22 protein-coding genes, 1 pseudogene and 1 riboswitch are annotated in these 23290 nt (G+C 45.4%); of the genes and pseudogenes, 12 read left to right on the top strand and 11 right to left on the bottom strand.

Going from position 1 to position 23290, the window contains the following annotated elements:
* Positions 1 to 180: 180 nt before the first annotated feature.
* The 3 genes from AB4Y93_RS05360 to aroC form a co-directional block, all read right to left on the bottom strand.
* The gene (locus AB4Y93_RS05360; RefSeq protein ID WP_441889729.1) at positions 181 to 645 is read right to left on the bottom strand and encodes a DUF4830 domain-containing protein; all 465 of its coding nucleotides are present in this window, start codon (positions 643 to 645) and stop codon (positions 181 to 183) included.
* A gap of 126 nt (positions 646 to 771) precedes the next feature.
* Positions 772 to 1455 (bottom strand): TerC family protein, encoded by a 684-nt coding sequence (locus AB4Y93_RS05355; protein ID WP_441889727.1) that lies wholly within the window; start codon positions 1453 to 1455, stop codon positions 772 to 774.
* Positions 1456 to 1543: 88 nt separating this feature from the next.
* A complete protein-coding gene (aroC, locus tag AB4Y93_RS05350) occupies positions 1544 to 2599 on the bottom strand; it encodes a chorismate synthase (protein ID WP_441889725.1) in 1056 nt (351 codons plus the stop codon).
* Between the two features lie 107 nt (positions 2600 to 2706).
* Here aroC and AB4Y93_RS05345 point away from each other — a divergent pair, with 107 nt between their 5' ends.
* The 6 genes from AB4Y93_RS05345 to AB4Y93_RS05320 all read left to right on the top strand — a co-directional run bounded on the left by AB4Y93_RS05345 (position 2707) and on the right by AB4Y93_RS05320 (position 7050).
* Complete coding sequence (locus tag AB4Y93_RS05345) at positions 2707 to 3600, top strand: LysR family transcriptional regulator (RefSeq protein WP_441889723.1); 894 nt, start codon at positions 2707 to 2709, stop codon at positions 3598 to 3600.
* A 100-nt stretch (positions 3601 to 3700) separates the two neighbouring features.
* Positions 3701 to 4624 carry an oxygen-dependent tRNA uridine(34) hydroxylase TrhO gene (gene trhO / locus AB4Y93_RS05340; protein WP_441889721.1) on the top strand — a complete coding sequence of 308 codons (924 nt, stop codon included), beginning with the start codon at positions 3701 to 3703 and terminating at the stop codon, positions 4622 to 4624.
* 6 nt (positions 4625 to 4630) lie between these two features.
* Positions 4631 to 4885: a DUF1450 domain-containing protein gene (locus AB4Y93_RS05335; protein WP_167279957.1), complete on the top strand. Its 255-nt coding sequence runs from the start codon at positions 4631 to 4633 to the stop codon at positions 4883 to 4885.
* Between the two features lie 4 nt (positions 4886 to 4889).
* Positions 4890 to 5783, top strand: coding sequence for an oxygen-dependent tRNA uridine(34) hydroxylase TrhO (gene trhO, locus AB4Y93_RS05330; protein WP_441889718.1), 894 nt, complete (start codon positions 4890 to 4892; stop codon positions 5781 to 5783).
* Positions 5784 to 5917: 134 nt separating this feature from the next.
* Positions 5918 to 6292 (top strand): MerR family transcriptional regulator, encoded by a 375-nt coding sequence (locus AB4Y93_RS05325; RefSeq protein WP_441889716.1) that lies wholly within the window; start codon positions 5918 to 5920, stop codon positions 6290 to 6292.
* On the top strand, positions 6289 to 7050 hold the full coding sequence (locus tag AB4Y93_RS05320) for an SDR family oxidoreductase (protein WP_441889714.1): 762 nt from the start codon (positions 6289 to 6291) through the stop codon (positions 7048 to 7050). Before AB4Y93_RS05325 ends, AB4Y93_RS05320 begins: the two co-directional genes overlap by 4 nt.
* A gap of 261 nt (positions 7051 to 7311) precedes the next feature.
* Here the strand turns inward: AB4Y93_RS05320 and AB4Y93_RS05315 are convergent, their stop codons facing one another.
* Both AB4Y93_RS05315 and AB4Y93_RS05310 read right to left on the bottom strand, forming a co-directional pair.
* Positions 7312 to 8925, bottom strand: a complete 1614-nt coding sequence (locus AB4Y93_RS05315; RefSeq protein WP_441889712.1) for a response regulator transcription factor — start codon at positions 8923 to 8925, stop codon at positions 7312 to 7314.
* The gene (locus AB4Y93_RS05310) at positions 8922 to 10754 is read right to left on the bottom strand and encodes a cache domain-containing sensor histidine kinase (protein ID WP_441889710.1); all 1833 of its coding nucleotides are present in this window, start codon (positions 10752 to 10754) and stop codon (positions 8922 to 8924) included. Before AB4Y93_RS05310 ends, AB4Y93_RS05315 begins: the two co-directional genes overlap by 4 nt.
* A gap of 161 nt (positions 10755 to 10915) precedes the next feature.
* On the opposite strand from AB4Y93_RS05310, the gene AB4Y93_RS05305 reads away from it, so the two are divergent.
* The 4 genes from AB4Y93_RS05305 (at position 10916) to AB4Y93_RS05290 (ending at position 15167) form a co-directional block, all read left to right on the top strand.
* The gene (locus tag AB4Y93_RS05305; protein ID WP_167280079.1) at positions 10916 to 11773 is read left to right on the top strand and encodes a carbohydrate ABC transporter permease; all 858 of its coding nucleotides are present in this window, start codon (positions 10916 to 10918) and stop codon (positions 11771 to 11773) included.
* A complete protein-coding gene (locus AB4Y93_RS05300; RefSeq protein WP_441889708.1) occupies positions 11774 to 12604 on the top strand; it encodes a carbohydrate ABC transporter permease in 831 nt (276 codons plus the stop codon).
* A 113-nt stretch (positions 12605 to 12717) separates the two neighbouring features.
* Positions 12718 to 14028 (top strand): ABC transporter substrate-binding protein, encoded by a 1311-nt coding sequence (locus AB4Y93_RS05295; protein WP_441889706.1) that lies wholly within the window; start codon positions 12718 to 12720, stop codon positions 14026 to 14028.
* A 194-nt stretch (positions 14029 to 14222) separates the two neighbouring features.
* On the top strand, positions 14223 to 15167 hold the full coding sequence (locus tag AB4Y93_RS05290; protein WP_441889704.1) for a ribose-phosphate diphosphokinase: 945 nt from the start codon (positions 14223 to 14225) through the stop codon (positions 15165 to 15167).
* A gap of 1023 nt (positions 15168 to 16190) precedes the next feature.
* On the opposite strand, the gene AB4Y93_RS05285 is transcribed toward AB4Y93_RS05290, so the two are convergent.
* The 6 genes and pseudogenes from AB4Y93_RS05285 to AB4Y93_RS05260 all read right to left on the bottom strand — a co-directional run.
* Complete coding sequence (locus AB4Y93_RS05285; protein WP_441889702.1) at positions 16191 to 16757, bottom strand: NUDIX domain-containing protein; 567 nt, start codon at positions 16755 to 16757, stop codon at positions 16191 to 16193.
* A gap of 468 nt (positions 16758 to 17225) precedes the next feature.
* Entirely contained in the window at positions 17226 to 18212 is a 987-nt protein-coding gene (locus tag AB4Y93_RS05280) for a Gfo/Idh/MocA family protein (RefSeq protein ID WP_441890507.1), read from the bottom strand.
* Positions 18213 to 18288: 76 nt separating this feature from the next.
* Complete coding sequence (locus AB4Y93_RS05275) at positions 18289 to 19221, bottom strand: DMT family transporter (RefSeq protein ID WP_441889700.1); 933 nt, start codon at positions 19219 to 19221, stop codon at positions 18289 to 18291.
* A 126-nt stretch (positions 19222 to 19347) separates the two neighbouring features.
* A riboswitch (FMN riboswitch) is annotated at positions 19348 to 19511 on the bottom strand.
* Positions 19512 to 19595: 84 nt separating this feature from the next.
* Complete coding sequence (locus AB4Y93_RS05270) at positions 19596 to 20651, bottom strand: LLM class flavin-dependent oxidoreductase (protein ID WP_441889698.1); 1056 nt, start codon at positions 20649 to 20651, stop codon at positions 19596 to 19598.
* 206 nt (positions 20652 to 20857) lie between these two features.
* Positions 20858 to 21025: a hypothetical protein gene (locus AB4Y93_RS05265; RefSeq protein ID WP_441889697.1), complete on the bottom strand. Its 168-nt coding sequence runs from the start codon at positions 21023 to 21025 to the stop codon at positions 20858 to 20860.
* 115 nt (positions 21026 to 21140) lie between these two features.
* Positions 21141 to 21275: pseudogene (locus tag AB4Y93_RS05260) on the bottom strand (glycosyltransferase family 2 protein); the annotation flags it as partial.
* Between the two features lie 609 nt (positions 21276 to 21884).
* Here AB4Y93_RS05260 and AB4Y93_RS05255 point away from each other — a divergent pair.
* Together AB4Y93_RS05255 and AB4Y93_RS05250 are read left to right on the top strand one after the other, a co-directional pair.
* The gene (locus AB4Y93_RS05255) at positions 21885 to 22748 is read left to right on the top strand and encodes a PRD domain-containing protein (protein WP_341805857.1); all 864 of its coding nucleotides are present in this window, start codon (positions 21885 to 21887) and stop codon (positions 22746 to 22748) included.
* A gap of 46 nt (positions 22749 to 22794) precedes the next feature.
* A complete protein-coding gene (locus AB4Y93_RS05250; protein WP_441889695.1) occupies positions 22795 to 23283 on the top strand; it encodes a PTS sugar transporter subunit IIA in 489 nt (162 codons plus the stop codon).
* Positions 23284 to 23290: the final 7 nt, after the last annotated feature.

Below are 23290 nucleotides of genomic sequence, written 5' to 3'. Positions count from 1 at the left end.
CTTATCCGATGTCTGATACATGAACTTAACTATGCACTTTCTTCTCGTTGATTGTTGGACCAGCCCTATCATAGGGGATTTACTTGGAAATCTCTACTCAAATTTCAGTACTAAACGTTCAAAAATCAGTGCATTTGAAATTAGAGCAAGCGTATTTAACAAAATAAAAAGGGTAGTCGATCATTCCGACTGCCCTTCTCTTTGCCCTGTGAGTGGTTCTTCATTGATCGGCGTTACTTTACCCGGCTCAATTCGAATAGTTCCATCTACTTGTTCGATCTCGTTATTAAATTCCAAATAACCACCAATAATCTTTCCGTGTGATTCTAAGATATAACCTACGATCTGATTATATTGATTGGTTTTCTCCTTCAATATATATCCGGTTTCTATAACTTCCTGGTTAAGAAATGGAGTCAAATCCACTTGCCCCTGAGTTCGTATGGTATCCATATGCTCTTTATAATCACGTAAAGTTCTCGCTGCGTATTTGATTTCTGAGCCAAACCGATCAATATTCCACCCGTAATCCTTCAGATAAGCAATATGTTGTTGATTTCCAATTTCAACATGTTCCTTCTTATCTTCCGTACATCCGGTCAGTATAATTAGAATGACGATAAGAGCTACTATTTTTAATTTCAAAGCGTCTAACCTCCTACTATTTTCCTTTTTATTCAAGACGCTTCTTATGAAACAAAGTTGCACGAACAGGCATAAAAAAGCTGTCCCAAAAGCAGTAAATCTGCTCTTAGGACAGCTCTTCCATCTTTATTCATGCGCTGTTGTTGGATGCTTCTTCTTCCATTCATTCGTCCATAAGCCGGCTCCAAGCACGGCTACAACTGCAATGGCAATAATAAGCCACCTGACAACCTGATTATCGTCGAACCAATCTTTCCAAGCTGGCTCATGGGTAATCATCTTCGAAGCGGTGTAAGCCAGCACAGCCGAGCCCGCATAGATGATCCAAGGAAACTTGCTTAGAAGCTTGATAAACAAGGTGCTTCCCCATACCACGATAGGTATACTGATCAAGAGACCGATGATCACAAGCAGCTTATGGCCTCCTGCGGCTCCCGCTACTGCAATAACGTTATCAAGTCCCATTGCGGCATCTGCAATGATGATCGTCCACACAGAAGCCCATAGCGTGTTGCCTGCTTTAATGTTGCCATGGTCCTCTTCCTGTACCAGCAGCTTATATGCGATCCACAGAAGTACGATTCCCCCTGCAGCGAGCAGCCAAGGAATATCGAGTAAGTAAACAACAAGTAAGGTTGCAACAATTCGAAGTAATATCGCCCCAAATGTGCCATATAGGATCGCTTTCTTTTGCTGCTCTTTCGGCAGCCTCTTCGCTGCCATACCGATAACAATCGCATTATCGCCAGCAAGAATAAGATCAATAAATACAATGGACAGCAATGTAGTTAGAAATTCAAACGGCGTCAAGTCCAATTCCCCTTCTTTCTTGCATGATAAACCATAATAACAATCATTATAGTTTATTTTTCACAAGGGTTGTAATAATTATTGATAATTAATCATGAAGGGCGGTGTGGCGCTTGTACAAATCTTCAACAACCATGCAGGCCATCGCTTCCACTACTGGCACAACACGAGGGCAGATACACGGATCATGACGACCGATTGTTTCAATCGTATGCTCTGTGCCTTCTTCGTCAACCGTTTGCTGCGGCAGAGAGATCGAAGAGGTTGGTTTAACCGCGATACGGAAAACAATATCTTGACCCGTGCTGATCCCACCAACAATACCGCCAGAATTGTTAGTCAAGAAGCCATTTGCGTCCATTTCATCATTATGCTCGCTGCCAAGCATCGTTGTAGCTGCAAAGCCTGCTCCAAATTCAATGCCCTTCACCGCACCGATAGACAGCATTGCTTTCGCCAATTCAGCATCCAGCTTATCAAATGCCGGTTCGCCAATCCCCGGTTTCACACCGCGAATAATACATTCTACAACGCCACCGCAGCTGTTGCCTGCTGCCGCCAGCTCTTCCACGCGTTTGACCATTCTCTCCGCCGCATTCAGATCACCTGCACGCATTGGATTTTTTTCAATGATGGATTCATCAAGTGCCTCACATTTAATACCACCAGCTTCTTTCGTGTAAGCAATGATAGATACGCCACGTCTTTCCAGCAGTTTGCGTGCAATCGCACCCGCCGCCACACGACCAGCCGTTTCACGGCCCGATGCACGTCCACTTCCACGATGATCGCGGTGGCCGTATTTTTGCACATAGGTGAAATCCGCATGACCGGGACGGAACAAACGACGATTCGATTCATAATCCTTCGATTTCATATCTGTATTGTTCAGCATAACAGCGAGCGGTGCGCCTGTTGTTTTGCCTTCAAATACACCAGACAAAATGCGGATAATATCATATTCCTTACGTGGTGTCGTAACCGAGGATTGACCTGGCTTACGGCGGTCCATTTGTACTTGAATATCCGCTTCTGTAAGCTCAACTCCTGGAGTAACACCATCAATAATAACGCCTACTGCCTCGCCATGCGATTCTCCGAACGTGGTCATTTTGAATTGAGTGCCAAAGCTGCTTCCTGACATATAAAAAACCAACCTTTCTCTTTTGACTATCTCGATTAAATTCATTATAATTTCAAAAGAGCAATAAATGAAATCACAATACAATAGCCTTGCGATAGAGAGGGTTTATGCCAAACGGATTAAATAACTTAGAGAGCTACCGTATTTTTTTGTATACGGCAAGAACAGGCAACTTCACTAAGGCGGCTCAAATTCTTCACGTTACTCAGCCGTCTGTTAGCTATGCCATCAAGCAGCTTGAGGATTCACTTGGCGTCAAATTATTTGACCGTGGCTCTAAAGGAGTCAAGCTTACTATCGAAGGCAAAGCACTGTTCGATTATATCGAGCAATCGTTCCAGCTTATTGAGCGTGGCGAGCGTAAGCTGCTGGAGCTTGCGAATATGCATGGCGGTGAACTTCGTATAGGCGCAAGTGGTCCAATCATTAAACATATTCTTCTGCCTTATATTGATAAATTTCATGCTGAGCATCCACAGGTTCGAATCCGTCTTCAGCAAAGCAAGACCAATGAAATTTCCAAGCAGCTAAAAGAAGAAAATATTGATCTTGGCTTCGTGCATCTGCCATTTGACGATCAAGAGCTTGCTATTCAGCCCCTAATGGCTATTCAAGATTGTTTCTTAGTTGGTCAAGCCTACCGAGAGCTTGCCGCAGAACCGATCTCCGTTCGGGAGCTTCTTACGCTTCCTTTATTATTACCCACGGCAGGCAGCAGTACGCGCTTGTTTGTTGAGCATTGGCTTGCTGCTCATGGCATTTATAAGGAGCCGGACATTGAACTGACTAGTACGGAGATGATTATCGAGTTCACACAGCGAGGTTATGGGACTGCTTTTATTACCCGTAGATTTGCACAGCAGGAGCTGGATAACGGTACGTTATTCGAGGTTCAAGTGCTTGAGGCGCTGCCTACACGTGCCATTGGTGTCGTCACAAGAAAAGATGCAACATTGCCAGCCAGCTCCTCTATTTTCCTGAAAGAGGTAATGGCCCAATAAATACCTTGATTTCGACAAGAAGTATCGCTTGTTCGTTGTTGACTAAGTGATTTAAGAGTTTTAACATATAATGATAATCTTAAATAATGGAGCGTTAGACATGAGCGAAAACAAACCTTATCGTATTCTTTTGTACTATAAGTACGTGCATATAGATAACCCTGAAGAGCTTACAGCCGAGCATCTTCAGTTCTGTAAAGACCTTGGTGTAAAAGGCCGCATTCTTATCTCCGAGCAGGGTATTAACGGCACTTGCTCCGGTACAATTGAACAGACAGATGCTTACATCGCGCATATGCGCAGCAATCCGCTGTTCGCTGACATGGTCTACAAGATTGATGATTCCGAAGGCCATGTGTTCAAAAAAATCTTCGTTCGTCATAAGAAGGAGCTTGTTACACTCCGTTATGACAAGAAGCTTGATCCGAACGTACGTACAGGCAAACACCTGTCGCCGAAAGAATTCCACGAGCAGTTGCAGCGTGATGACGTTATAATTATCGACGGCCGCAACGATTATGAATATGATATTGGCCACTTCCGTGGTGCGATCCGTCCTACGGTTGAATCGTTCCGTGAGTTTCCGGAATGGCTTCGCAAGAACCTGCCTGAAGATGCAAAGGACAAAACCGTCCTGACCTACTGCACTGGCGGCATCCGCTGTGAGACTTTGACAGCCGTACTTCTTGAAGAAGGCTTCTCTGATGTTGCCCAATTGGATGGCGGCATTGTCACTTATGGTAAAGATGAAGAAGTAAAAGGCCATCTATGGGACGGCAAATGTTATGTGTTTGATGAGCGTATTTCCGTACCGATCAACCGGACAGACGAAGATATTATCGTCGGCAAGTGCTATCATTGCGGCAAGGCTGAAGACCGCTACATCAATTGTGCGGACGACCTTTGCCACCGTAAGCATATTTGCTGCCCTGAGTGTGAAGCTGAGCATGAGAGCTACTGCTCGCCAGAGTGCAAAGTGAATGACGAACCAAAACGTCAATTAAAAGTTTTATCAGGTCGGTGATATAAGATGGGACTAGGGCTTGTTGTCGTCGAGGTATGTACCCGTAACGAGATGGCACTGCTGCCACTTGAGGAGATTGAAGATAAATTCCCGGAAGCGGCAGTCATGCGCACGGATTGCTTGAATATGTGTAATTTGTGCCGGGCAAGACCGTATGCCATGGTGAATGAGAACCGTATCTATGCAGATACGAAGGAAGAATGCCTCAAGCAGGTAGAAGAAGCTGTGCAAGAGGAAATCAAACAGTTTTTTGGAGAGTAAGCCAATGACCGATACTATCGAAAATAAGCTTTACCGCATTTTGCTCTATTATAAATATGTGCATGTGGAAAATCCTGAGCAATTGACCGCTGAGCATCTGCGCTTCTGTAAGCAGCTTGGCGTGAAGGGCCGCATCCTCATCTCTGAGCAGGGCATTAATGGTACTTGCTCCGGCACAATTGAGCAGACCGATGCTTATATGGCGTATATGAATGAGCACCCGCTCTTTAAAGACATTACCTATAAGATTGATGAGTCAGACGACCATGTATTCAAGAAGCTGTTCGTTCGGCATAAGAAAGAGTTAGTAACGCTGCGTTACGACAAGAAGCTTGATCCGAATGTGAAGACTGGCAAACGCTTGTCTCCCAAGGAATTCTACGATCAGCTGCAGCATGAAGATGTGATTGTCGTTGACGGACGGAATGATTACGAATATGATATCGGTCACTTCCGCGGTGCAATTCGTCCTACTGTTGAATCGTTCCGTGAGTTCCCAGAATGGATTCGCAAGAATTTGCCTGAGGATGCGAAGGGTAAGCCAATCTTAACGTATTGCACAGGTGGTATTCGCTGCGAGACGCTGACGGCGGTTCTTCTTGAAGAAGGCTTCTCTAATGTTGCCCAACTGGAAGGCGGCATTGTCACGTACGGCAAGGACGAAGAAGTAAAAGGTCGTCTATGGGACGGCAAATGTTATGTCTTTGATGATCGTATCTCCGTGCCAATCAACCGGACGGACGAAGATGTTATCATCGGCAAATGCCATCATTGCGGCAAGCCGGAAGACCGTTACGTGAACTGCAAGAACGTCACATGCGACCAGCGCCATATCTGCTGCGAGGAATGTGAAGCAGAGCATGAAGGACATTGTTCGGACGAGTGTAAAGCTTATTAATACATTAGAACGCCACAGGGATTATCCTGTGGCGTTTTTCGTTAAAGGAAAATTAATTTTTGTCGTACTTCTTGACTTAAACCAAGGTTTAAGTCGTATGATATTCCAGTCGACAATAAATTGGAGGACTCCAGATGAAGTATTATTCTATTGGCGAAGCTGCTGCCCGATTAAATATTCCGGAATCAACCTTACGTTTTTATGAAAAGAAAGGCTTGCTGCCATTAATTGAGCGTGATGAAGCTGGCAGGCGATTATTTTCAGAGGATCAAATTTCACTTCTTGTAACAGTTGGCTGTTTGAAAAACACTCACATGTCAATAAGTGAAATCAAGCAATATATCGATTGGATCATCGAAGGGGACAGCACCCTCGAGCAACGGCTTGAGATGATGAACAAGCATAAGCAAGATGTGCTGAATGAAATTTCGTTAATGACAGTATCCCTGAAAGGGATTGAAGAGAAAATTACACGTTATACCAATCGCATTCAGGAGGCGTTATTATGAAACTTACAGGAAATACAATACTGATTACAGGCGGAAGTTCGGGAATCGGATTAGCTTTTGCAGAACGCTTCTTAGGAGCTGGCAACACCGTCATTGTTACTGGACGACGTGAGAATGTCCTGCAAGAGGCACAAGAAAAAACACCTGGTCTCATTACTCGTGTCAGTGATCTGGATAGTGAAGCTGAACGTATTGCTTTGTATGATTGGGTTACGACAAATTACCCAGAGGTTAATGTGCTGGTTAATAACGCAGGAATCCAGCAGCGTTTCAGCGTGCTAAATGCGGATGTAAAGAATGACTGGAGTTATTTTGCCAAAGAAATTACAACCAACATCGAGGCGCCTTTCCATCTTTCTATGCTGTTTGCTCCCTTCTTTGCAGCTAAAGAAAATGCGGCGATTATCAACGTTACATCCGGACTAGCCTTTACACCATTTGCGATCGCACCAATCTATTCGGCTACAAAAGCGGCTCTCCATTCCTTTACGATAAGCCTGCGACACCAGCTTTCAGCTACTTCGGTTGAAGTCATTGAGGTTGCACCTCCAGCAGTAAACACCAACCTTGGCGGAGCAGGTCTTCATGTGCATGGCGAGCCTCTCGATGCCTTCGCTAACGGTATATTCCAAGGGCTCGAAGAAGGCAAAAGCGAAATCGGCTATGGCACCTCCGTAGACCGCCTCCGTATGTCACGTGATGATATCGACAAATACGCAGCAAATATGTACGAGGCAACAAAAAATATGATTGAATAACAAACCAATCCTGCTATACCAAAAAGGAGCTGCCTAACGGCAAGCTCCTTTTTTTATGGTTTTTTCTTTTGTGAGCGCACTTTTTAAGAGAGGTTAAACAAAAACGAAGAAGTTCAAATGATTCTGGAGAAGCGCAGCGTTCGCCTTTGCTCGGGGATTCCCACCTATTAAATTCCAATCTAGGAATCCCCGAGCAACAGCGATCGGAAGAACATTTGAATTCGTAGTTTGCAGCATGAACCTTTATTAAACTTCTGCGCATCACAATTTCCGGTACTGGTTAGGCGACTGCCCTTCAAACTTCTTAAACACCTTGCTGAAATATTTATCATCATCATAGCCGACCATCTCGGCGATCTGAGCGATTTTTAGATTCGGATTTTGCAGCAGCAGCTTGGCTTTTTCCACCCGAATACGCCCCAGATAGTCGAATACGTTCTCTCCCATCTCTTGCTTGAATCGGCGTGAAATGTATTCCCGGCTCAAATAAAAGCGCTCCGATATGTCTTGCAGCGTAACCTCGCGGTTATAATGCTGCTCCATATATTTCGCAATATCGCGCATGATGCTGTGCTCTTTGTTACCACCAGCACCGGTTAGTGCCGCAAAAACAGTAAGTCCGTTCATAAGCTCACGTCTGCACAGCTCCAATGAAAGCCTTCCTTGTTCATCCAGCAATAAGAACAATGGCAGACCAGGAGGTGGTTCAGAACTAGCTTGCACCTCCTGTTTCGCTGCAAGATCCTGACGCCAGCGACTTAGCATGGATTCATACTCAAACCGCCATAGTTCAACTTGTTCCTGACTAATAGCCGGCAGATCCCGGGCAGCATCCAGGAAACTCTCCACCGCCGTCTCAATATCTTTCTCTTTCCCGCTCCAAACAGCGAGCCGAAAACGTTCCTCATAAGATGCGATACTTAAGGAATAGACACCTGTTGTAAAGCCTTGTTCACTTCGATGAATATAGCTGCTCTCCGCAAGCAAATTCCGTTGTTTCAATGCTGTACGTGCAGCTTGGTACGATAAGAACAATCCATTTGGAAAAGGCTGCGCCTGCCCTACTCCATAATGGAACCTTCCATGAATCGAATTCAGGATGCCTCCTGTTATGAGCGCTAATAGAGCTTCCCATTCCGTGAGCCGATGCCACAGCAAAATAATAATCTCATGATCGCTGTTCCAATGCCGGAAAGCGAAGCCGCTATTGTTCTGCTTTAATATCTCATTACACACATTGATCAGGCAAAAAGTAAGCAAATCCCTGTTTCCATTAAATTTGCGGGAGATTTGTGATGCCAGCATTCCCGTGCTTAGAATAATGACTTGGCACTGCTCCACATTTTCAAGCCCGAACTCTCCCTTCAGCACTGCCGGCACCGTCACCTGAGCGTCTGATCCAGCTTCACTGATCATGGTCGAGAAAAGCTTATCCCGGTATACCGGCTTAATCTGGTTGATCTCTATACTGCGCTGCTGATCAAGTCTACGTGCCTGATCCTCCTGTTCCCAGCTAAGCTTCGCTTTCTGAAGAGCTTCCGTTAACTGCTCCGGGTCAATCGGCTTTAGCAGATAATCCTGACCGCCATATTTCATAGAGCTTCGCACCAGATGGAAATCATCATAACCGCTGATGACAATTGATTTGCTCTTGCGTCCATGCTCCTTCATCCAGGCCAGCAGCTCCACGCCATCTCGGCTTGGCATCCGCATATCCGTAATCACGATCTCAGGCTGAATCTTCCCTAACAGCTCAATTGCTGAATCGCCATTATCTGCTTCAAAAATCTGATGAATGCCTAGCTGCTCCCAATCGATCAGCAACTTAATGGCTTCACGTACATGCTGTTCATCATCCACTATGAGTATATTCATGCTCGTTCCTCCAGCTCTTGTACAGGTAATCTCAGCGTGACCGAGAATCCGCGCGAAGACGCCGATTCAATACTCATCTCCGCTTCCTCGTTGTAATAGAGCTTCAGACGCATCCATACGTTGCTGATGCCGATACTCTTCTGTTCCTCCARCAGCGCTCCTGTTGAACGGAACAATAGCTGCTGAAGCTCCCGCAGCTTATCCGGGTCCATCCCGCTGCCGTTATCCTCAATCCGCACCGTCAACCATCTGCCTTCATCCGTTACTTCGGAGAACAACTGCAGGATGCCATTTCGCCCGGATGTCTCATAACCATGCTTAAAATAGTTCTCAATCAACGGCTGCAGCAGCATCTTAGGTACCTGCACATGCAGCGATGCCGGATCAATCTCATAATGAACCGTCAGCTGTTCATTAAACCTCTGCTGCTGAAGCTCGAGATAAGCTTTCGCATGGTTAAGCTCCATCGCAAATGGTACAACGGATTCACTTGTATTCATATTGTAACGCATCATTTTCGCAATAGCAGTGATGAGTGTGTAGACCTTTGGCGCACCTGCATGAAGAGCAAGCGTTCCAATAGATTGTAGAGCATTATACAGAAAATGAGGATTAATTTGAGCCTGCATCGCCCTAAGCTGATTCGTCTTATTCGCAATCTCAAGCCGATATTCGCTATTGATTAAGTCCCGGATCGTATGAATCATCGTATTAAATCGCCTTGCCAGAATACCGATTTCGTCCTTCCGCTGCACCGGTACTACGACATTGAAATTCCCGGACTGAACCTGATTGATATGGCCAATCAGCCGTTTGATCGGCTTCGTAAACTGGTAGGTGACCAAGAAGCTGGCAATGACTGCAAGCACCATAAATATCGCGATAACGAAAGTATTGATCGTCCTGATCGTCGTGGCACTTTCGTACAAATACGAGTATGGAAGCTGCTTCACAACGACCCAATCCATATAATTGGTACTCAGTGTATCATAGATCACAATGCCGGAAAATGACTGATCTTTCCACTTAATGACGCCATTTTCCTGCTTAGAGGCCAGCACCTGATCAGTCCATTTCAGCTGTGACTGGTCTTCCTGGCCATTAACGGAACATACAAAATTCCGGCTACGATCGATAATATAAAGCTGCTCCTCGGACGACATCGTAAGCTGCTTGCAGATCTGATTGAGGTCATCTGATTTGACATCCATCGAGAGGTAACCAATGACCTCATCGCTTGGTGTCCGGATGATCGGCCTGCGCAAAGTGAAAACGTTTTCCTCTTTGACAGCATGACTCCAATCCAAATTATAATGACCACTTGTATGCGTCGCTTCAACGAACGGCTTAGGGCTTGTCCCATGGCCGGCCGGCCACTCCAGCTGCTGATTGATGCCTCTCCGGAAAAATCCACGCGCCATCAAATACGTAAGCTTGCCATCCCCAATTTGCAGCTGAATTTGCAGAATCCCATTCGTTGATTGGTAGATGTTCAGCATATGGGTGTAAATCTGCAAATTGTTCTTCTCATCGAACAACGGCACATTCACATTTGGGGAATCGCCTCTCTCGATCAAGGCATAGAGCGAATTGGACTTATTGATATTCAAATATACGTCAAGCGAGTTTTCATTGATCTTGTCCATATAGCCTAATATATTGTTTTTGCCTAAAGCAAGCAGATTCTGATTCTCGTGAATCGACTGTTCCGTGACCTTATCCTTGATGTAATAATTCGAGATAATCATCGATACGGTAATCGGAATAATCGTAACGGCAAGCAAGAGCGCCATCAGTTTTCGGTTAATACTTGTTGCGAACGCAAACATGACGTCCTACCCCCAAGGTCAATATATTACACCAAACCCATCATATCTATCGGTGGTTCAAATTTCAATAACTGTTTATAGTCTAGCTATACACATCGACATTGAAGTCACATTTTCAAGGGGGATCAAAAGTGAACTTACGAAAAAAATCAAACGAATGGATGCAGCAGCTTGTATTTGTCGGACCTGGTATGATCGTCTTCACGATTATCGTACTTATTCCGTTCCTGCTTGGCTTCTACTTCTCGTTCACAGAATGGAACGGCCTCGATCTGGATAAGGCCAAATGGATCGGTATGGATAACATCCACCGGATCTTTACGAATGACGACAAATTCTGGGCAGCCTTTAAATTCACACTGAAATTTACGGTCGTTACGGTTGTTGTGACGAATATATTGGCGCTTCTCCTTGGGCTTTTGTTAACCCGCCCAATGCGAGGCCGGAATACGCTCCGGACGATTTTCTTCCTGCCAAACATGATTGGCGGCATTCTGCTTGGTTACATCTGGCAGTTCATTTTCACCAAGGGCTTCAAAACAATCGGCGAAATGACAGGCTGGCACTTCTTCGAGCTTCCTTGGCTCGGTACTCCTGAGACCGGCTTCTGGGGACTCGTGATCGTCTTCGTCTGGCAGACTACCGGCTATATGATGGTTATTTACATCGCTGCAATTGTAGGGGTACCAAAGGACTTGATGGAAGCAGCAACGATTGATGGCGCTAGTTACTTGCAGACGGTTCGCAAAGTGATTATGCCGCTCGTTATGCCTGCCATTACGGTATGTTTATTCCTTACCACTTCTGGCGCTTTCAAAATGTTCGATCTGAACTTGTCCTTGACCAAAGGCGGCCCGGGTACCTCTACCCAATCGCTTGCTTATAACATTTATGCCGAGGCGCTTGTTAACAACCGCTATGGATTAGGTACCGCTAAAGCTATGCTCTTCTTCTTCGCGGTATCGATTATTGCCGTCACACAAGTGTGGCTGACCAAACGGAAGGAGGTCGAAGCTTAAATGACAGCTTCCCGTTCCAGGCTCTGGGCTATTGCAGCCGCAGCCATCTTGCTTGCCTTGCTCTTCATAGCACCTTTTTATTTCGTACTCGTTAATTCGCTTAAAGGTTTAGGCGAAATTATGGTGGACGCAGCATCGTTCCCGGACAAGTATCTTTTCTCGAATTACTCGAAGGTTTGGGATATTATTAAGTTTCCTAAAGCACTGTGGAATTCCATTCTAATTACCGGCATCAGCGTCACAGGTATCGTCATTATTAGTGCGATGACCGGCTATCGGATTGTTCGGAAACCAACCGTTTTCAATAAAATTTTATTCACCTGCTTTATCTCAGCGATGATCATTCCATTCCAATCGGTCATGCTGCAGCTGGTACGCGTAACGAGCTTCCTGGAGCTTCGCGCTAACCTGTTCGGTATTGTCGTTTGTTATCTCGGCTTTGGATTGTCGCTGTCGGTGTTCCTGTTCCATGGCTTTATCAAGAGCGTACCGCTTGAGATTGAAGAGGCTGCAGTTGTTGATGGCTGCTCCCCTTATGGCGTATTTTGGCGGATCGTATTCCCGCTGCTTCGTCCGATTATCGTTACGGTTATTATCTTGAACGGCTTATGGATTTGGAATGACTACCTGCTGCCTGTTCTTATTATTGGCTCCAACAAGGATTTGACGACTATTCCGCTTGCGATTACCCGCTTCTTTGGGCAATATACGAAGCAATGGGATCTCGCTTTGGCCGGTCTGACCATGGGGATTACACCAATCATTATCATGTTCCTTATGCTTCAAAAACATATTATCGAAGGCATCTCTTCCGGATCGCTCAAAGGGTGAAATCAATATTTTGCACTTTTCACGACAAAAACGTCTGTGTTTCTTGGCTTTAAGCTTCCATATAATCAAACTTGTAAAGAGAACAGATCGACCATAATGGGGAGGTTAACGAAATGAAAAAGCTTTCTATTCTTCTCGCTGCAGCTATCCTGACTTTGACGGCTGCCGGCTGCGGTAACAACAGCAACAACAATAATACAGGTTCTGAAGCAACGAACAAGCCTGCTGAATCTGCTACTGCAACAACAGAAGCAACTACAACTCCGAAGAAAAACGTAACGATCAAGGTATTCCAATTCAAAGTTGAGATTGCCGATGCACTTAACCGTATGGCTGAACAATATGAGAAAGAAACTGGCGTTAAAGTTGAAGTTGAAACCCATGGCGGCGGCGAAGATTACAATGCCCTGCTGAAAGCTGAAATCGCTTCCGGCTCCGAACCGGAGATCTTCAACTCCGAAGGTAACGCCGCTCTTGAAGCTTACTACGACCGTGCAACAGACTTGTCCGGAGAGGGTTGGGCGAAGGATGTTATCCCAGCAGCTGCTGCTCCTGCACAAGTAGATGGCAAATTGCTTGGTATGCCGATGAACATCGAAGGCTACGGTATCTTCTATAACAAAGACCTGTTTGAGAAAGCTGGCATCACTACTCTTCCTAAAACGTTAACAGAGCTTGAAGCAGCAGCGAAACAACTTCAAGCAGCAGGCATTACGCCATTCTCGACAACAAATGAATGGTGGTCGATCGGTCACCACACGATCAACGTTGCACTTGCTGAGCAGCCAGATCCACTTGCTTTCATCAATGGAACAAAAGACGGCAGCGCAAACTTCAAAGATAATGATGTATTCAAAAAATGGATTAACTACGTTGACGTTGTTTTCAAATACAGCCAAAAAGACAAGCTGACAACTGACTATGCTACACAAGTTGCAAACTTCGCTTCTGGTAAAACAGCGATGATTCAACAAGGTAACTGGATCCAAGGCGATGTAGATAAAGTTGCGAAGCTGAACGTTGGCCTTCTCCCTATTCCAATTGACGACAGCGGCAATGCACACATCTACACAGGTCCTGCAAACTTCTGGATCGTAAACAGCAAATCCAAAAATGCAGAAGAAGCAAAAGCGTTCCTGAACTGGATGGTTACTTCCGACACAGGTAAATCGTACTTGACGAAAGAATTCAAATTCATCCCTGCTCTTACTTCGATCAAACCTACAGCTGATGAAATCGGCCAAATGGGTGTAGCTGTATCTGAACAAGCGGCAACTGCAGGCGGCTGGCTGTGGGGCCATTATCCAGACGGCGTACCACAAGGCTGGGGTGCTGCCATGCAAGAATACCAAGGCGGGTCCATTGATAAAGATCAGCTTCTCGACAAGCTCGAGAAAGCAGTCCAAGATATCGTAAGCAAATAAGAAGGTTAGGGCGGTTTTGAAAGGTCTCAAGCGGACTTTTCAAGACCGCTCTTCTTTTTCGAACACAGGTCATTTTGAATTTGCAAACAGAAAGGCTATAATGGGACTAACTGTATATCGCAAGATAATGGTTTTACGAGGCAAGAGTTACAATAAACATACATCTTATATTCTTTTGAGGAGAGTTCAAGCGGATGCAAAATGTAAAAATCTTTTCCGGTTCATCAAACCGCCCGCTAGCAGAAGAGCTATGCCGGCAGCTTAACGTTCCGCTTGGGGACATTGAGATTTCCAGGCTGCAAAGTGGAGAAATCAGCTTAAGATATATCGAATCGATTCGTTCAGCCCACGTCTACATCGTTCAATCCTTGTCTCATCCTGTAAATGAGAATTTAGTCGAACTCATGATCATGATTGATGCAGCAAAGCGGGCTTCCGCTAAGACGATTAATATCGTTATGCCCTATTACGGCTATGCTCGTCAGGAACGCAAAGCAGCCCCGCGTGAACCTATTTCCGCCAAACTTGTTGCTGATGTACTCACAACGGTTGGCGCTGACCGCATTATCACCGTGGATCTTCATGCCGATGCGATTCAAGGCTTTTTCGAAATACCGGTTGATCACATTACAGCTCTAGATCTTATTACCGATTATTTGAAGGCAAAGAACATTAAGAATCCAGTCGTTGTTTCCCCGGACGCCGGACGTGCAACAACCGCTGAGAAGCTTGCCAACTATATGAACTGTCCGTTTGCGATTATGATCAAGAATCGTCCAGCTCACAACAAGACGAAAATCACGCATATTATCGGTGAAGTCGAAGGTATGACGCCGATTATTATTGAGGATTTGATCGATACAGGCGGTACAATTGTGAATGTTGTTGAGGCTTTGCACAAGCGCGGTGCTAATGACGCTTATATCTGTGCTACGCATGGCTTATTCTCGGAAAATGCACTCGAGAAGCTGTCGCATCCCTACATTAAAGAGGTCGTCATTACAGATACGATTGCAATTGATCCGAACCATTCGGAGAAGTTTATTGTGCTGCCTATGGCAGAGCTGCTTGCTACGGCTTTGAAGATCATTAATAACGGCGGGTCGATAAACACGTTGTTTAAGACGAAGCAAATGTAAGAGAGTTAGTTATGTGCTGCAGGAAAGTATCGTCTTCGGTTGCGTTGGGATCATGAAATTTGATTAGAATTTTTAATGTGATTTCATGACTCCCAAAAGCAAACGCTGCACTCCTTCAGACAATACTTTCCCTCCACACACTCTCCCTTACAAATGCTTTGTCCCTCCCCCTGTTTATCTAGGGGAGGGACAGGGAAAATAAGAGAGCCCCGGACATAGTTCCGGGGCTCTCTTTGCATTAATCCAGTGGGCTCGATGTACCTGATGGAATGTCGATTTTGAATCTCTCCTCAGGTAAACGGAGCTCTTGTGTCGTATACAGAATATACTCTAAGGAATTGTTCGTTGGTTCAAGTTTAACCCAATGGTTAACTTTCCCGACCCCGATGCTCACTAATTTACGCGTCTTAATATTAACCGGGATGTAAGATTCCTCTCCGGAGTCAACATTCTTTAGGTAGAGCCGCGCTCGGCTGTTTCTTTGGAATAAATTAATTAAATCAATTCGATATTCATATGCTCCATCCGCCGTCATTTTTAAGGTATCACTTTCCATCTTTTGTTTTGTCCATCCATTTGAATTAACACTACCAATTAAGGTAGCTGCGAATAGGATTATTAGGACAATTCCAAGAAAGAATTTTACATATCCTTTTCCGTTCGTTGGAGACCATCCATTAATAAGCAACCCAGTTAAAATCAACGTGCCTATTAGTATTGGGATACATACACTCACTAGGTACGTAGTTCCTATAAGATCCATCCCTCGTTGAAGATATGCCGTTGAACTGAGAAGGAAATAAACCACTGATGATATACTAAATAAAATTACTGCTATTAATACTAGACGCAACCACACAGATGCTTTTCCCATTTGAGATTCTTTATACGTCATTTTTTACTCACGGCTCTCCCCTAACTCAATGTCGTAACGAGAAGCGAAATTAATCGTTTTGTTTCCTTTCATATTAAAATAAAACTGACGCTTCAAACTGTCGTCAGTTTGAAGCGTCAGTTTGGAGTTTACTTCGTCCGGTACAACCCGTATTTCTTAAGGCTTTCGCGGATTGGATGGGTATCTTCATGCAAGCCGCCTTCGCCGCCGTTCAGAGCGATATCGACCTGCCATGCTGTCAGATCAGCAACGTTCATCGACTCCATCTCTTCAAGGCTGAAGAAGCCTGCACCGTCTACCTCCACGTCGTCAGGACGTGGCACGCCGTCTATGTACTCCATTTCAAAGGTGATATAGACATCATGAACGGAATGTGGCCGGTCACGCAGGCCGATAATTTTGGTAACAATCGCACGAACGCCTGTCTCTTCCCAAACTTCACGGGCAATCGAGCCTCTAATTTGCTCCAGCTGCTCGATATAACCGCCTGGCGTTGTCCAATAACCTTTACCAGGCTCTTGGGCCCGGCGAACGAGTAGTACTTTATTATCTTTAACGACACAAGCTCCTACTCCAATGCTGTAGTTGCCCCAATGTACAAAGCTGCAGCTTGGACATGCCTTACGGTCTTCTCCACCAATGTTCCGAACTTCTAATTTATCCCCGCATGCGAGACAAAAATTAATATTTTCCATATAAAAGTCTCCCTCATCGCTGATAATTGAACTCGATCATAATATAGTGAACATTATACCTTAGCTATGCCGCGATATGCCCATATTTTTTTATGTGAAACTAACGTTCTTTTCAGCTTTGTTTAATATTGGCAGGACATAATTAACCATACTCCCTATTTGATATAGCTTGTCTTTTGGCCCACATCCCAGATGTGGGCTACTTTTTTTGTCTAAGTGAATCAGGCTGTATTCTATCCAGCAAAATTGCACTTTAGTTCGGCTTTATCTTAGCTAAATTGGATATGATACAGCATAATCGGCACCTTGCAACCAGAAATTGGCTTATCAATATAGGATTGTATTAAATCCAATGTACGTGTCTGCATGACAATCCCACAGCCTGCTAATAAGAGTGTGGTCTACTCCAAAATTAAAAAACACTGCTCCAGTAGCTGAAACAGTGTCTTTGTAACCTAATAATATTTATTATTCAAAAGGATAACGAAGTCCCCATTGCTGACGGATGCCATCCATCATGCGCATTAGCTGCAGCGTTTCATCGAGCGAAATAATATCGCTCTCGAGCTTGCCTTCCCGCAGATATTGTCCTGCTGCCTCTGCTTCATAAACATAACCAAGTGTTGTGCGATCATCAGCAAACGTCTCTTCCGTTCCGTCTTCTGCAGTAATGGTCGCAGTTTTAGCGTTAAAGAACGATGGAATACGGATCGAACCTGCAGTACCGATTATGAAGGCGTCACTTCCTGAATTCAGCCTGATCGCTGCATTCAGCATCGCGGTTTGACCACCCTCATACGACAAAAGGATGCTGCATTCCTCATCGACGCCTGTCTCACCGAGCTGTGCTGTGCTTAATACTTGCTTTGGATTCGCACCAAGTAACATAGAAGCAAAGGATAACGGATAAATACCAACGTCAAGGAGCGCGCCGCCGGCAAGTGCCGGGTTAAACAATCGTCCTTCAGGGTTCACTCCTGTACGGAAGCCAAAGTCTGCTTTAATCAGGCGTACCTCGCCAATTCGGCCTTCAGCAATCCATTCGCGGACTTTACGGATAACTGGCAGGAATCTTGTCCACATGGCTTCCATCAAGAAAATCTTATTCTCTCTGGCGAACTGTACAACTTCCTCTGCTTCTTTCACATTTACCGTAAATGGCTTCTCACAGATTACTGCTTTGCCTGCACGCAGACACTTTAGTACATGTTCCTTATGCGAAGGGTGCGGCGTTGCTACATAAATAATATCGATCTCAGCATCATTAACTAGTTCTTCATAGCTGCCATAGGCACGAGCAAAGCCGAACTTTTCTGCAAAAGCTTCCGCCTTTTCCTTTGAACGGGACCCAACCGCAGTAAGCTCCACATCTTGTGCATGTGCCAAGTCACGGGCAAATTGGGATGCAATCCAGCCTGCTCCAAGAATACCCCATTTTATCGTTTTATTCTCCATCATTCCTACACCTCCAACCGCAGTATATCAGCATTTCACCTGATGTGAAAGCGGTTTAAGACTCAGAATCCATTCCTTAATTCTGCTGTCTCGAAATGAAGTATAAGGTAAACCATATAAATACAAAGCCAACAAGTTGAGCCGTTGTAATCACTTGCCCGAATACCGTCCAGTTGAGCAGCACGCCCACCATCGGAAAACTAAGCTCGGCAATGGTTGCATAAGACGCCTTAATAACACTTAACCCTTTATAATAAACAAGCAAACTGAGAAGCCCCGGCAGCAGTGCTTGCAGCAGCAGATTGACGATAACAGCCGCAAGATCAGTCCCCTCGGACATCTTCCATGCGGCCCCTTCGGACCAAGTAATGACCAATAACAAAGGTAATGCCAGCATGAAGCGAAGCGATGTAACCGTCTCATATTTCATGCTGCCAAGCAGGTAACGCCCCATCACCGTTGAGCCGCCCCATAATGCAGCTGCACCAAGTGACAACAAGCTGCCTACCTGAACAAATTCGTTCATATGGCCAAATGGGAGAGAAAAGCCAAACGTAAGCAAGTATGTCCCAACAAGCGCGATTACAAGCAGTGGTCCAATCTTTGCTGGCAGCAGTTCTTTCAGCAGCACCCTTGCCAACACGATGGCAAACAAAGGCTGCAGCTTCTGCAAGAGCAGTACGGCATTGGGGTTTCCGTGCGCGAGCCCTTGCGTGAACAAGATCGTCGCCAGCGCCGAGCCTCCCCAAGAAATAAAGAGCAAAGCACCTAATTGACGGAGACGGACTCCTCGCAGCTCTGCACGATGTTTCCATAATACGGGCGCCGCGGCAAGGAACAAGATCACATGCTCCAGCAATACGATTTGTGTGGAAGTGAGTGTTTTTAACAAAATAATACGAAATACCGGATCAACGCCCCATAGCGCTGCCCCCAGTACGACCAGCCAGAATTCTGCCCGGATTGGTGTTTTTGTCCGAATCATTGGTGCTGCGGTAACGTTGTTCATCTTAATTACTCCTTCTGAATACAGGACGAGAGCAAAAAAGCCCCGACTCACGCTTATCGCGCGAACCGGGGCCAACTTAAATAAACATGCATATCAGCGGTTTCCCGCCTACTGCAAGCTTAATCAAGTGATCTTCTATCATCCGGACTATACCGTCGGCCTTGGAGTTGCACCAAGTCAGTCCCCTTGCTGTTGTCAGCTCAGGGAGTCGCGGGCTTTGCTTACGCATCTTAATAGATAGATAAACATTTACCGCCGGTCAGGAATTTCACCCTGCCCCGAAGATCCTTATTCCGTTTTTTTTAATTGATTGGATTGAGTATAACGCCGTTTATCCGAGTTGTCTAGTGTGAATAGTAAGATTTAGAAAGCGTTTATTTCTTTAATGCCGCTCTAACGAGAGGAGCAACTTTTTTCGCCAACAGCTCAATCGAATTTGTGACTTGGGAAAGCGGCATACCCCCGATGTCCATCTGAGCCATAAACCGGGAATGACCAAACAGCTCATGCTGTGAAATAATTTTCTCCGCAATCAGCTCAGGGCTGCCTATAGCAAGAAACTGGGCAAGCATTTCGAACTCCTCCCACGAAAGTGGTTTTCCACTTTCCTTGCCGCCCATAAACTGCGAATAATAGGTGCTGTAACCTACGAAGAATTCATCCAATGCCTGCTCTGTTGTCTCCGCAACATAGCAATGACCGGTAATGGCAACTCGCAAATCCTCCTGCCCATATCCAGCAGCAATGCCCGCTTCTCTATAACAATCGACCAAATGCTTGTATTTGGCCGATTCTCCCCCAAGCAGCGCCAGCGCCATTCCTGCCCCTTGTTTACCTGCGAGGGCTGCACTTTCTGCCGTACTGCCAACACCTACCCATAGCGGAAGCTTTGGTTGTGCCGGGCGTGGTGCAATCTCCGCTTCATCAAGAGGTGTTCGAAGTCGGCCGCTCCATGTTACTCGTTCAGACAAATTGAGCTGATTCATTAATTCCAGCTTCTCTGCGAACAGCTCTTTATAATCATCCAGTTCGTAACCGAACAAAGGAAAAGATTCAATATAAGCACCACGTCCGGCGATAATCTCCGCACGTCCATCCGAGATGAGATCAAGCGAAGCAAAGTCTTCGAACACTCTTACCGGATCTGCAGTACCAAGTACCGTTGTTGCACTCGTTAGTCGAATGCGGGATGTAGCCTGTGCGATCGCTGCCAATACAACCGGAGGTGAGGATAGTACAAAGTCCAGCCGATGATGTTCACCAACCCCAAATACATCAATCCCTGCTTCATCAGCGATAATAGCAGCCTTAATAATTTCTTTCATTCGATCTCCGGCATTTTTTAATTCCCCGCTTTCGGAATTAACCGCAAGATCACCTAGTGTATAAATACCAAATTCAAATTGTCCGTTATTCTGTGATGAATCCATCTGTTTGTCCTCCTCAGCAAAGCTAAACGTGATGACATCATCTAATGATTAGCCATGCTTCCGTCCCTATCCAAATACGTAAAGTAAGTTATATACGTATAGTAAGTGACCTATCTAAGTAATTGTGCCTAATATTACAGCTTTCGTCAAGCAAAGCCGCAAAAAAAAGAAGCAGCCAATTCCGTGCAGGCGATGCAGAATAAGGATTACTCCATCTGCGCGGCATACCATTGAATTGTTCGCTTGAGCCCTTCAGTTAGTATGTACCCTGGCTTCCATTGTACTTCATTCGTCAGCCTTGTGACATCTGCCCCTATGAATAGAGGCTCAATTGGCTCATCTTTTCCGAATCTGGTGAGACTATCTTCCCCCATCTGCTCTCCTATTAGCCTACGAGCTGCTGTAATTAGACAGGCTTTCCGGAAGCTAATTAACTGTACCTTGGCAACGGCTTTCCAACAAGGCAACAAGCGCATCTGCTGCGTCCTCAATCTCATGAAAATCTGGCACCTTACTATTCCGAATCTCCCAGTGTGGAGCCATCTTCCGGATAATCTCGACATACTGATCGGAAGATCCTCTGTTAATAAGTATCCCATGATTAAATAAGGGGACATGGTGCATCAGCCACCAGGGCAGCAAATACTGTTCATTGTAGAAATGGGAAATAAGCGTTGTCACTTATCACCGCCTCCACCTATGTTTCTATTAAAATACCTTATCGTCCATTATATGAGAATCAGTACGAAGTGGTTCACCACCGCCTCTAGTTGAGCGTGGATTTAGGGTCTTCATATACCCGTTCTTTCATTTTATGGGTATATATCATGATCGCTTGACTCTAATCTCATTATTATTCTGTTCACGCCGCCTTCCCCCCAGGTTGACGTTGTTGTGGTAACCCCCATTGTTCCCGTTCCTACAGAGGGAACTGGTACTGTGCAAGTAAGTGTTATCAACTCAGGCAGCGTACTAGTCACCAAAAAAAAAACTCATCGTTGAGGCACGTAATGGGATCATCGTCCCAGCAGGATGAATGAATATTTTTCAATTGACGTAAACGGTTACATGTTTTATAGTGATATCGAGCCAAATATATAACAAGCCTTTTGGCATGTTACTAGTCCGACTAGGCATGAGCCAAGGAGAGTATCCGCCCGTAATACGGCGGTCTCTTTCCTTGGTTTTTTTGTGCTCAAAATGGGGAATTTACTACTGAGAGGAGGGATTGGCGTGGGACTTACGGGGCTGCTTCGGATCGATCGGATTGTTGGGAACAATGTCATACTTACGATGGAACCGAACTCATCGAGAGAATATGTGCTGTTTGGCAAAGGCATCGGCTTCTCGTGCAAGGGCCAAAAACATATCGATGCGGAGGACCCACGAATTGAGAAGCGTTACCGGCTGGACGACCGTGACAAAGCCTTGCAATACCACTCATTACTCGAGGAGCTTGATCAGGATGTGGTGCACATCTCTGAGCAGATCATCGATGAAATTAGGGAAAGGCTTGGGACACCTGTCGATCCGAAAGTGTATTTTGCCTTGCCAAGTCATATCCAGTTTGTCGTCTACCGGTTAAGAAATGGCATGGAAATCGTCAATCCTTTTCTATATGAAACGAAAATGTGTTATCCCCAAGAGTACAAAATTGCAGCTAAAGCAGCCAAGATGATTAGCGAGAAATTCGACGTCATTATCCCTGAAGATGAAGTTGGATTTCTAACGTATCACGTGTATTCAGCAGCAGGGTCCGTAACAGCGGGACAGCTTGTTCAGCTAACGGAGCTGATGAACGAGATCGTTGAGCGAATTGAAGAATGGCGCGGAGCACCTCTGCAGAGGAAAAGCTCTGATTACGCAAGGCTGATCATGCATCTTCGGTACATGATGGAACGCATTCTGCAAAGCAAAGAGTCGGCCAATCCGTTCGCTGCAGAGATTAGAGACAAGATACCTACTGAGCATCGTCAGGCGGAAGTAATTGCTCAAATGATTGGAGAAAGACTTAAGCTTACAGTCTCTCCCGATGAAGTTGGTTACCTCGCCATGCACTTGTATCGGTTATTCCGGTCCGTAGATGCAGACAATTAAACATACAGACAACATGACTATACATGGATAGCAAGGAGTAGATCATATGAAATGGTTTGGCAAAAAAACAAATAATGCTGTAAGTGTAGCTGCACCAATCAGTGGTAAAGTTGTTCCGCTTAGCGAGGTGCCAGACGAAGCATTCGCACAAGGCTTAATGGGTGACGGCGTAGCGATCGAGCCTACTGATGGACTGGTCATTGCACCTTTTGACGGAACTGTAAGCCATCTGATCGATACGCATCATGCTTTGATTATTGAGCATTCATCAGGACTGCAGCTGCTCATTCACGTTGGTATCAACACCGTAGCGCTGAACGGCGACGGCTTCAAAGCACATGTGAAGACTGGGGATGCCTTCAAAGCTGGTCAAACGCTTCTCGAATGCGACCTGGACAAAATCCGCAGCGCTGGTTATCCGGTTGTAACGCCAATTATCGTGGCGAATGAAGACGGTGCAGAGAAAGTAGAAAGCACCTATAAGACGGTAAAAGCCGGTGATCCGGATACGATTACGGTCGTTATGAAAACCTAAACTATTG

This window comes from Paenibacillus sp. YAF4_2, assembly GCF_052113225.1.
Taxonomy (GTDB): Bacteria; Bacillota; Bacilli; order Paenibacillales; family Paenibacillaceae; genus Pristimantibacillus.
This window is presented reverse-complemented; position numbering and strand designations above follow the sequence as displayed.

Excerpts from the sequence above, each read along its gene's own strand:
- AB4Y93_RS05305 (WP_167280079.1), top strand. The coding sequence starts at position 10,916 with ATGCAGCAGCTTGTATTTGTCGGACCTGGTATGATCGTCTTCACGATT.
- AB4Y93_RS05280 (WP_441890507.1), bottom strand. The coding sequence starts at position 18,212 with ATGGAGAATAAAACGATAAAATGGGGTATTCTTGGAGCAGGCTGGATT.
- AB4Y93_RS05300 (WP_441889708.1), top strand. The coding sequence starts at position 11,774 with ATGACAGCTTCCCGTTCCAGGCTCTGGGCTATTGCAGCCGCAGCCATC.
- AB4Y93_RS05265 (WP_441889697.1), bottom strand. The coding sequence starts at position 21,025 with ATGGGGGAAGATAGTCTCACCAGATTCGGAAAAGATGAGCCAATTGAG.
- AB4Y93_RS05320 (WP_441889714.1), top strand. The coding sequence starts at position 6,289 with ATGAAACTTACAGGAAATACAATACTGATTACAGGCGGAAGTTCGGGA.
- AB4Y93_RS05335 (WP_167279957.1), top strand. The coding sequence starts at position 4,631 with ATGGGACTAGGGCTTGTTGTCGTCGAGGTATGTACCCGTAACGAGATG.
- AB4Y93_RS05325 (WP_441889716.1), top strand. The coding sequence starts at position 5,918 with ATGAAGTATTATTCTATTGGCGAAGCTGCTGCCCGATTAAATATTCCG.
- trhO (WP_441889721.1), top strand. The coding sequence starts at position 3,701 with ATGAGCGAAAACAAACCTTATCGTATTCTTTTGTACTATAAGTACGTG.
- AB4Y93_RS05270 (WP_441889698.1), bottom strand. The coding sequence starts at position 20,651 with ATGGATTCATCACAGAATAACGGACAATTTGAATTTGGTATTTATACA.
- aroC (WP_441889725.1), bottom strand. The coding sequence starts at position 2,599 with ATGTCAGGAAGCAGCTTTGGCACTCAATTCAAAATGACCACGTTCGGA.
- AB4Y93_RS05250 (WP_441889695.1), top strand. The coding sequence starts at position 22,795 with ATGAAATGGTTTGGCAAAAAAACAAATAATGCTGTAAGTGTAGCTGCA.
- AB4Y93_RS05295 (WP_441889706.1), top strand. The coding sequence starts at position 12,718 with ATGAAAAAGCTTTCTATTCTTCTCGCTGCAGCTATCCTGACTTTGACG.
- AB4Y93_RS05345 (WP_441889723.1), top strand. The coding sequence starts at position 2,707 with ATGCCAAACGGATTAAATAACTTAGAGAGCTACCGTATTTTTTTGTAT.
- AB4Y93_RS05275 (WP_441889700.1), bottom strand. The coding sequence starts at position 19,221 with ATGAACAACGTTACCGCAGCACCAATGATTCGGACAAAAACACCAATC.
- AB4Y93_RS05285 (WP_441889702.1), bottom strand. The coding sequence starts at position 16,757 with ATGGAAAATATTAATTTTTGTCTCGCATGCGGGGATAAATTAGAAGTT.
- AB4Y93_RS05290 (WP_441889704.1), top strand. The coding sequence starts at position 14,223 with ATGCAAAATGTAAAAATCTTTTCCGGTTCATCAAACCGCCCGCTAGCA.
- AB4Y93_RS05315 (WP_441889712.1), bottom strand. The coding sequence starts at position 8,925 with ATGAATATACTCATAGTGGATGATGAACAGCATGTACGTGAAGCCATT.
- trhO (WP_441889718.1), top strand. The coding sequence starts at position 4,890 with ATGACCGATACTATCGAAAATAAGCTTTACCGCATTTTGCTCTATTAT.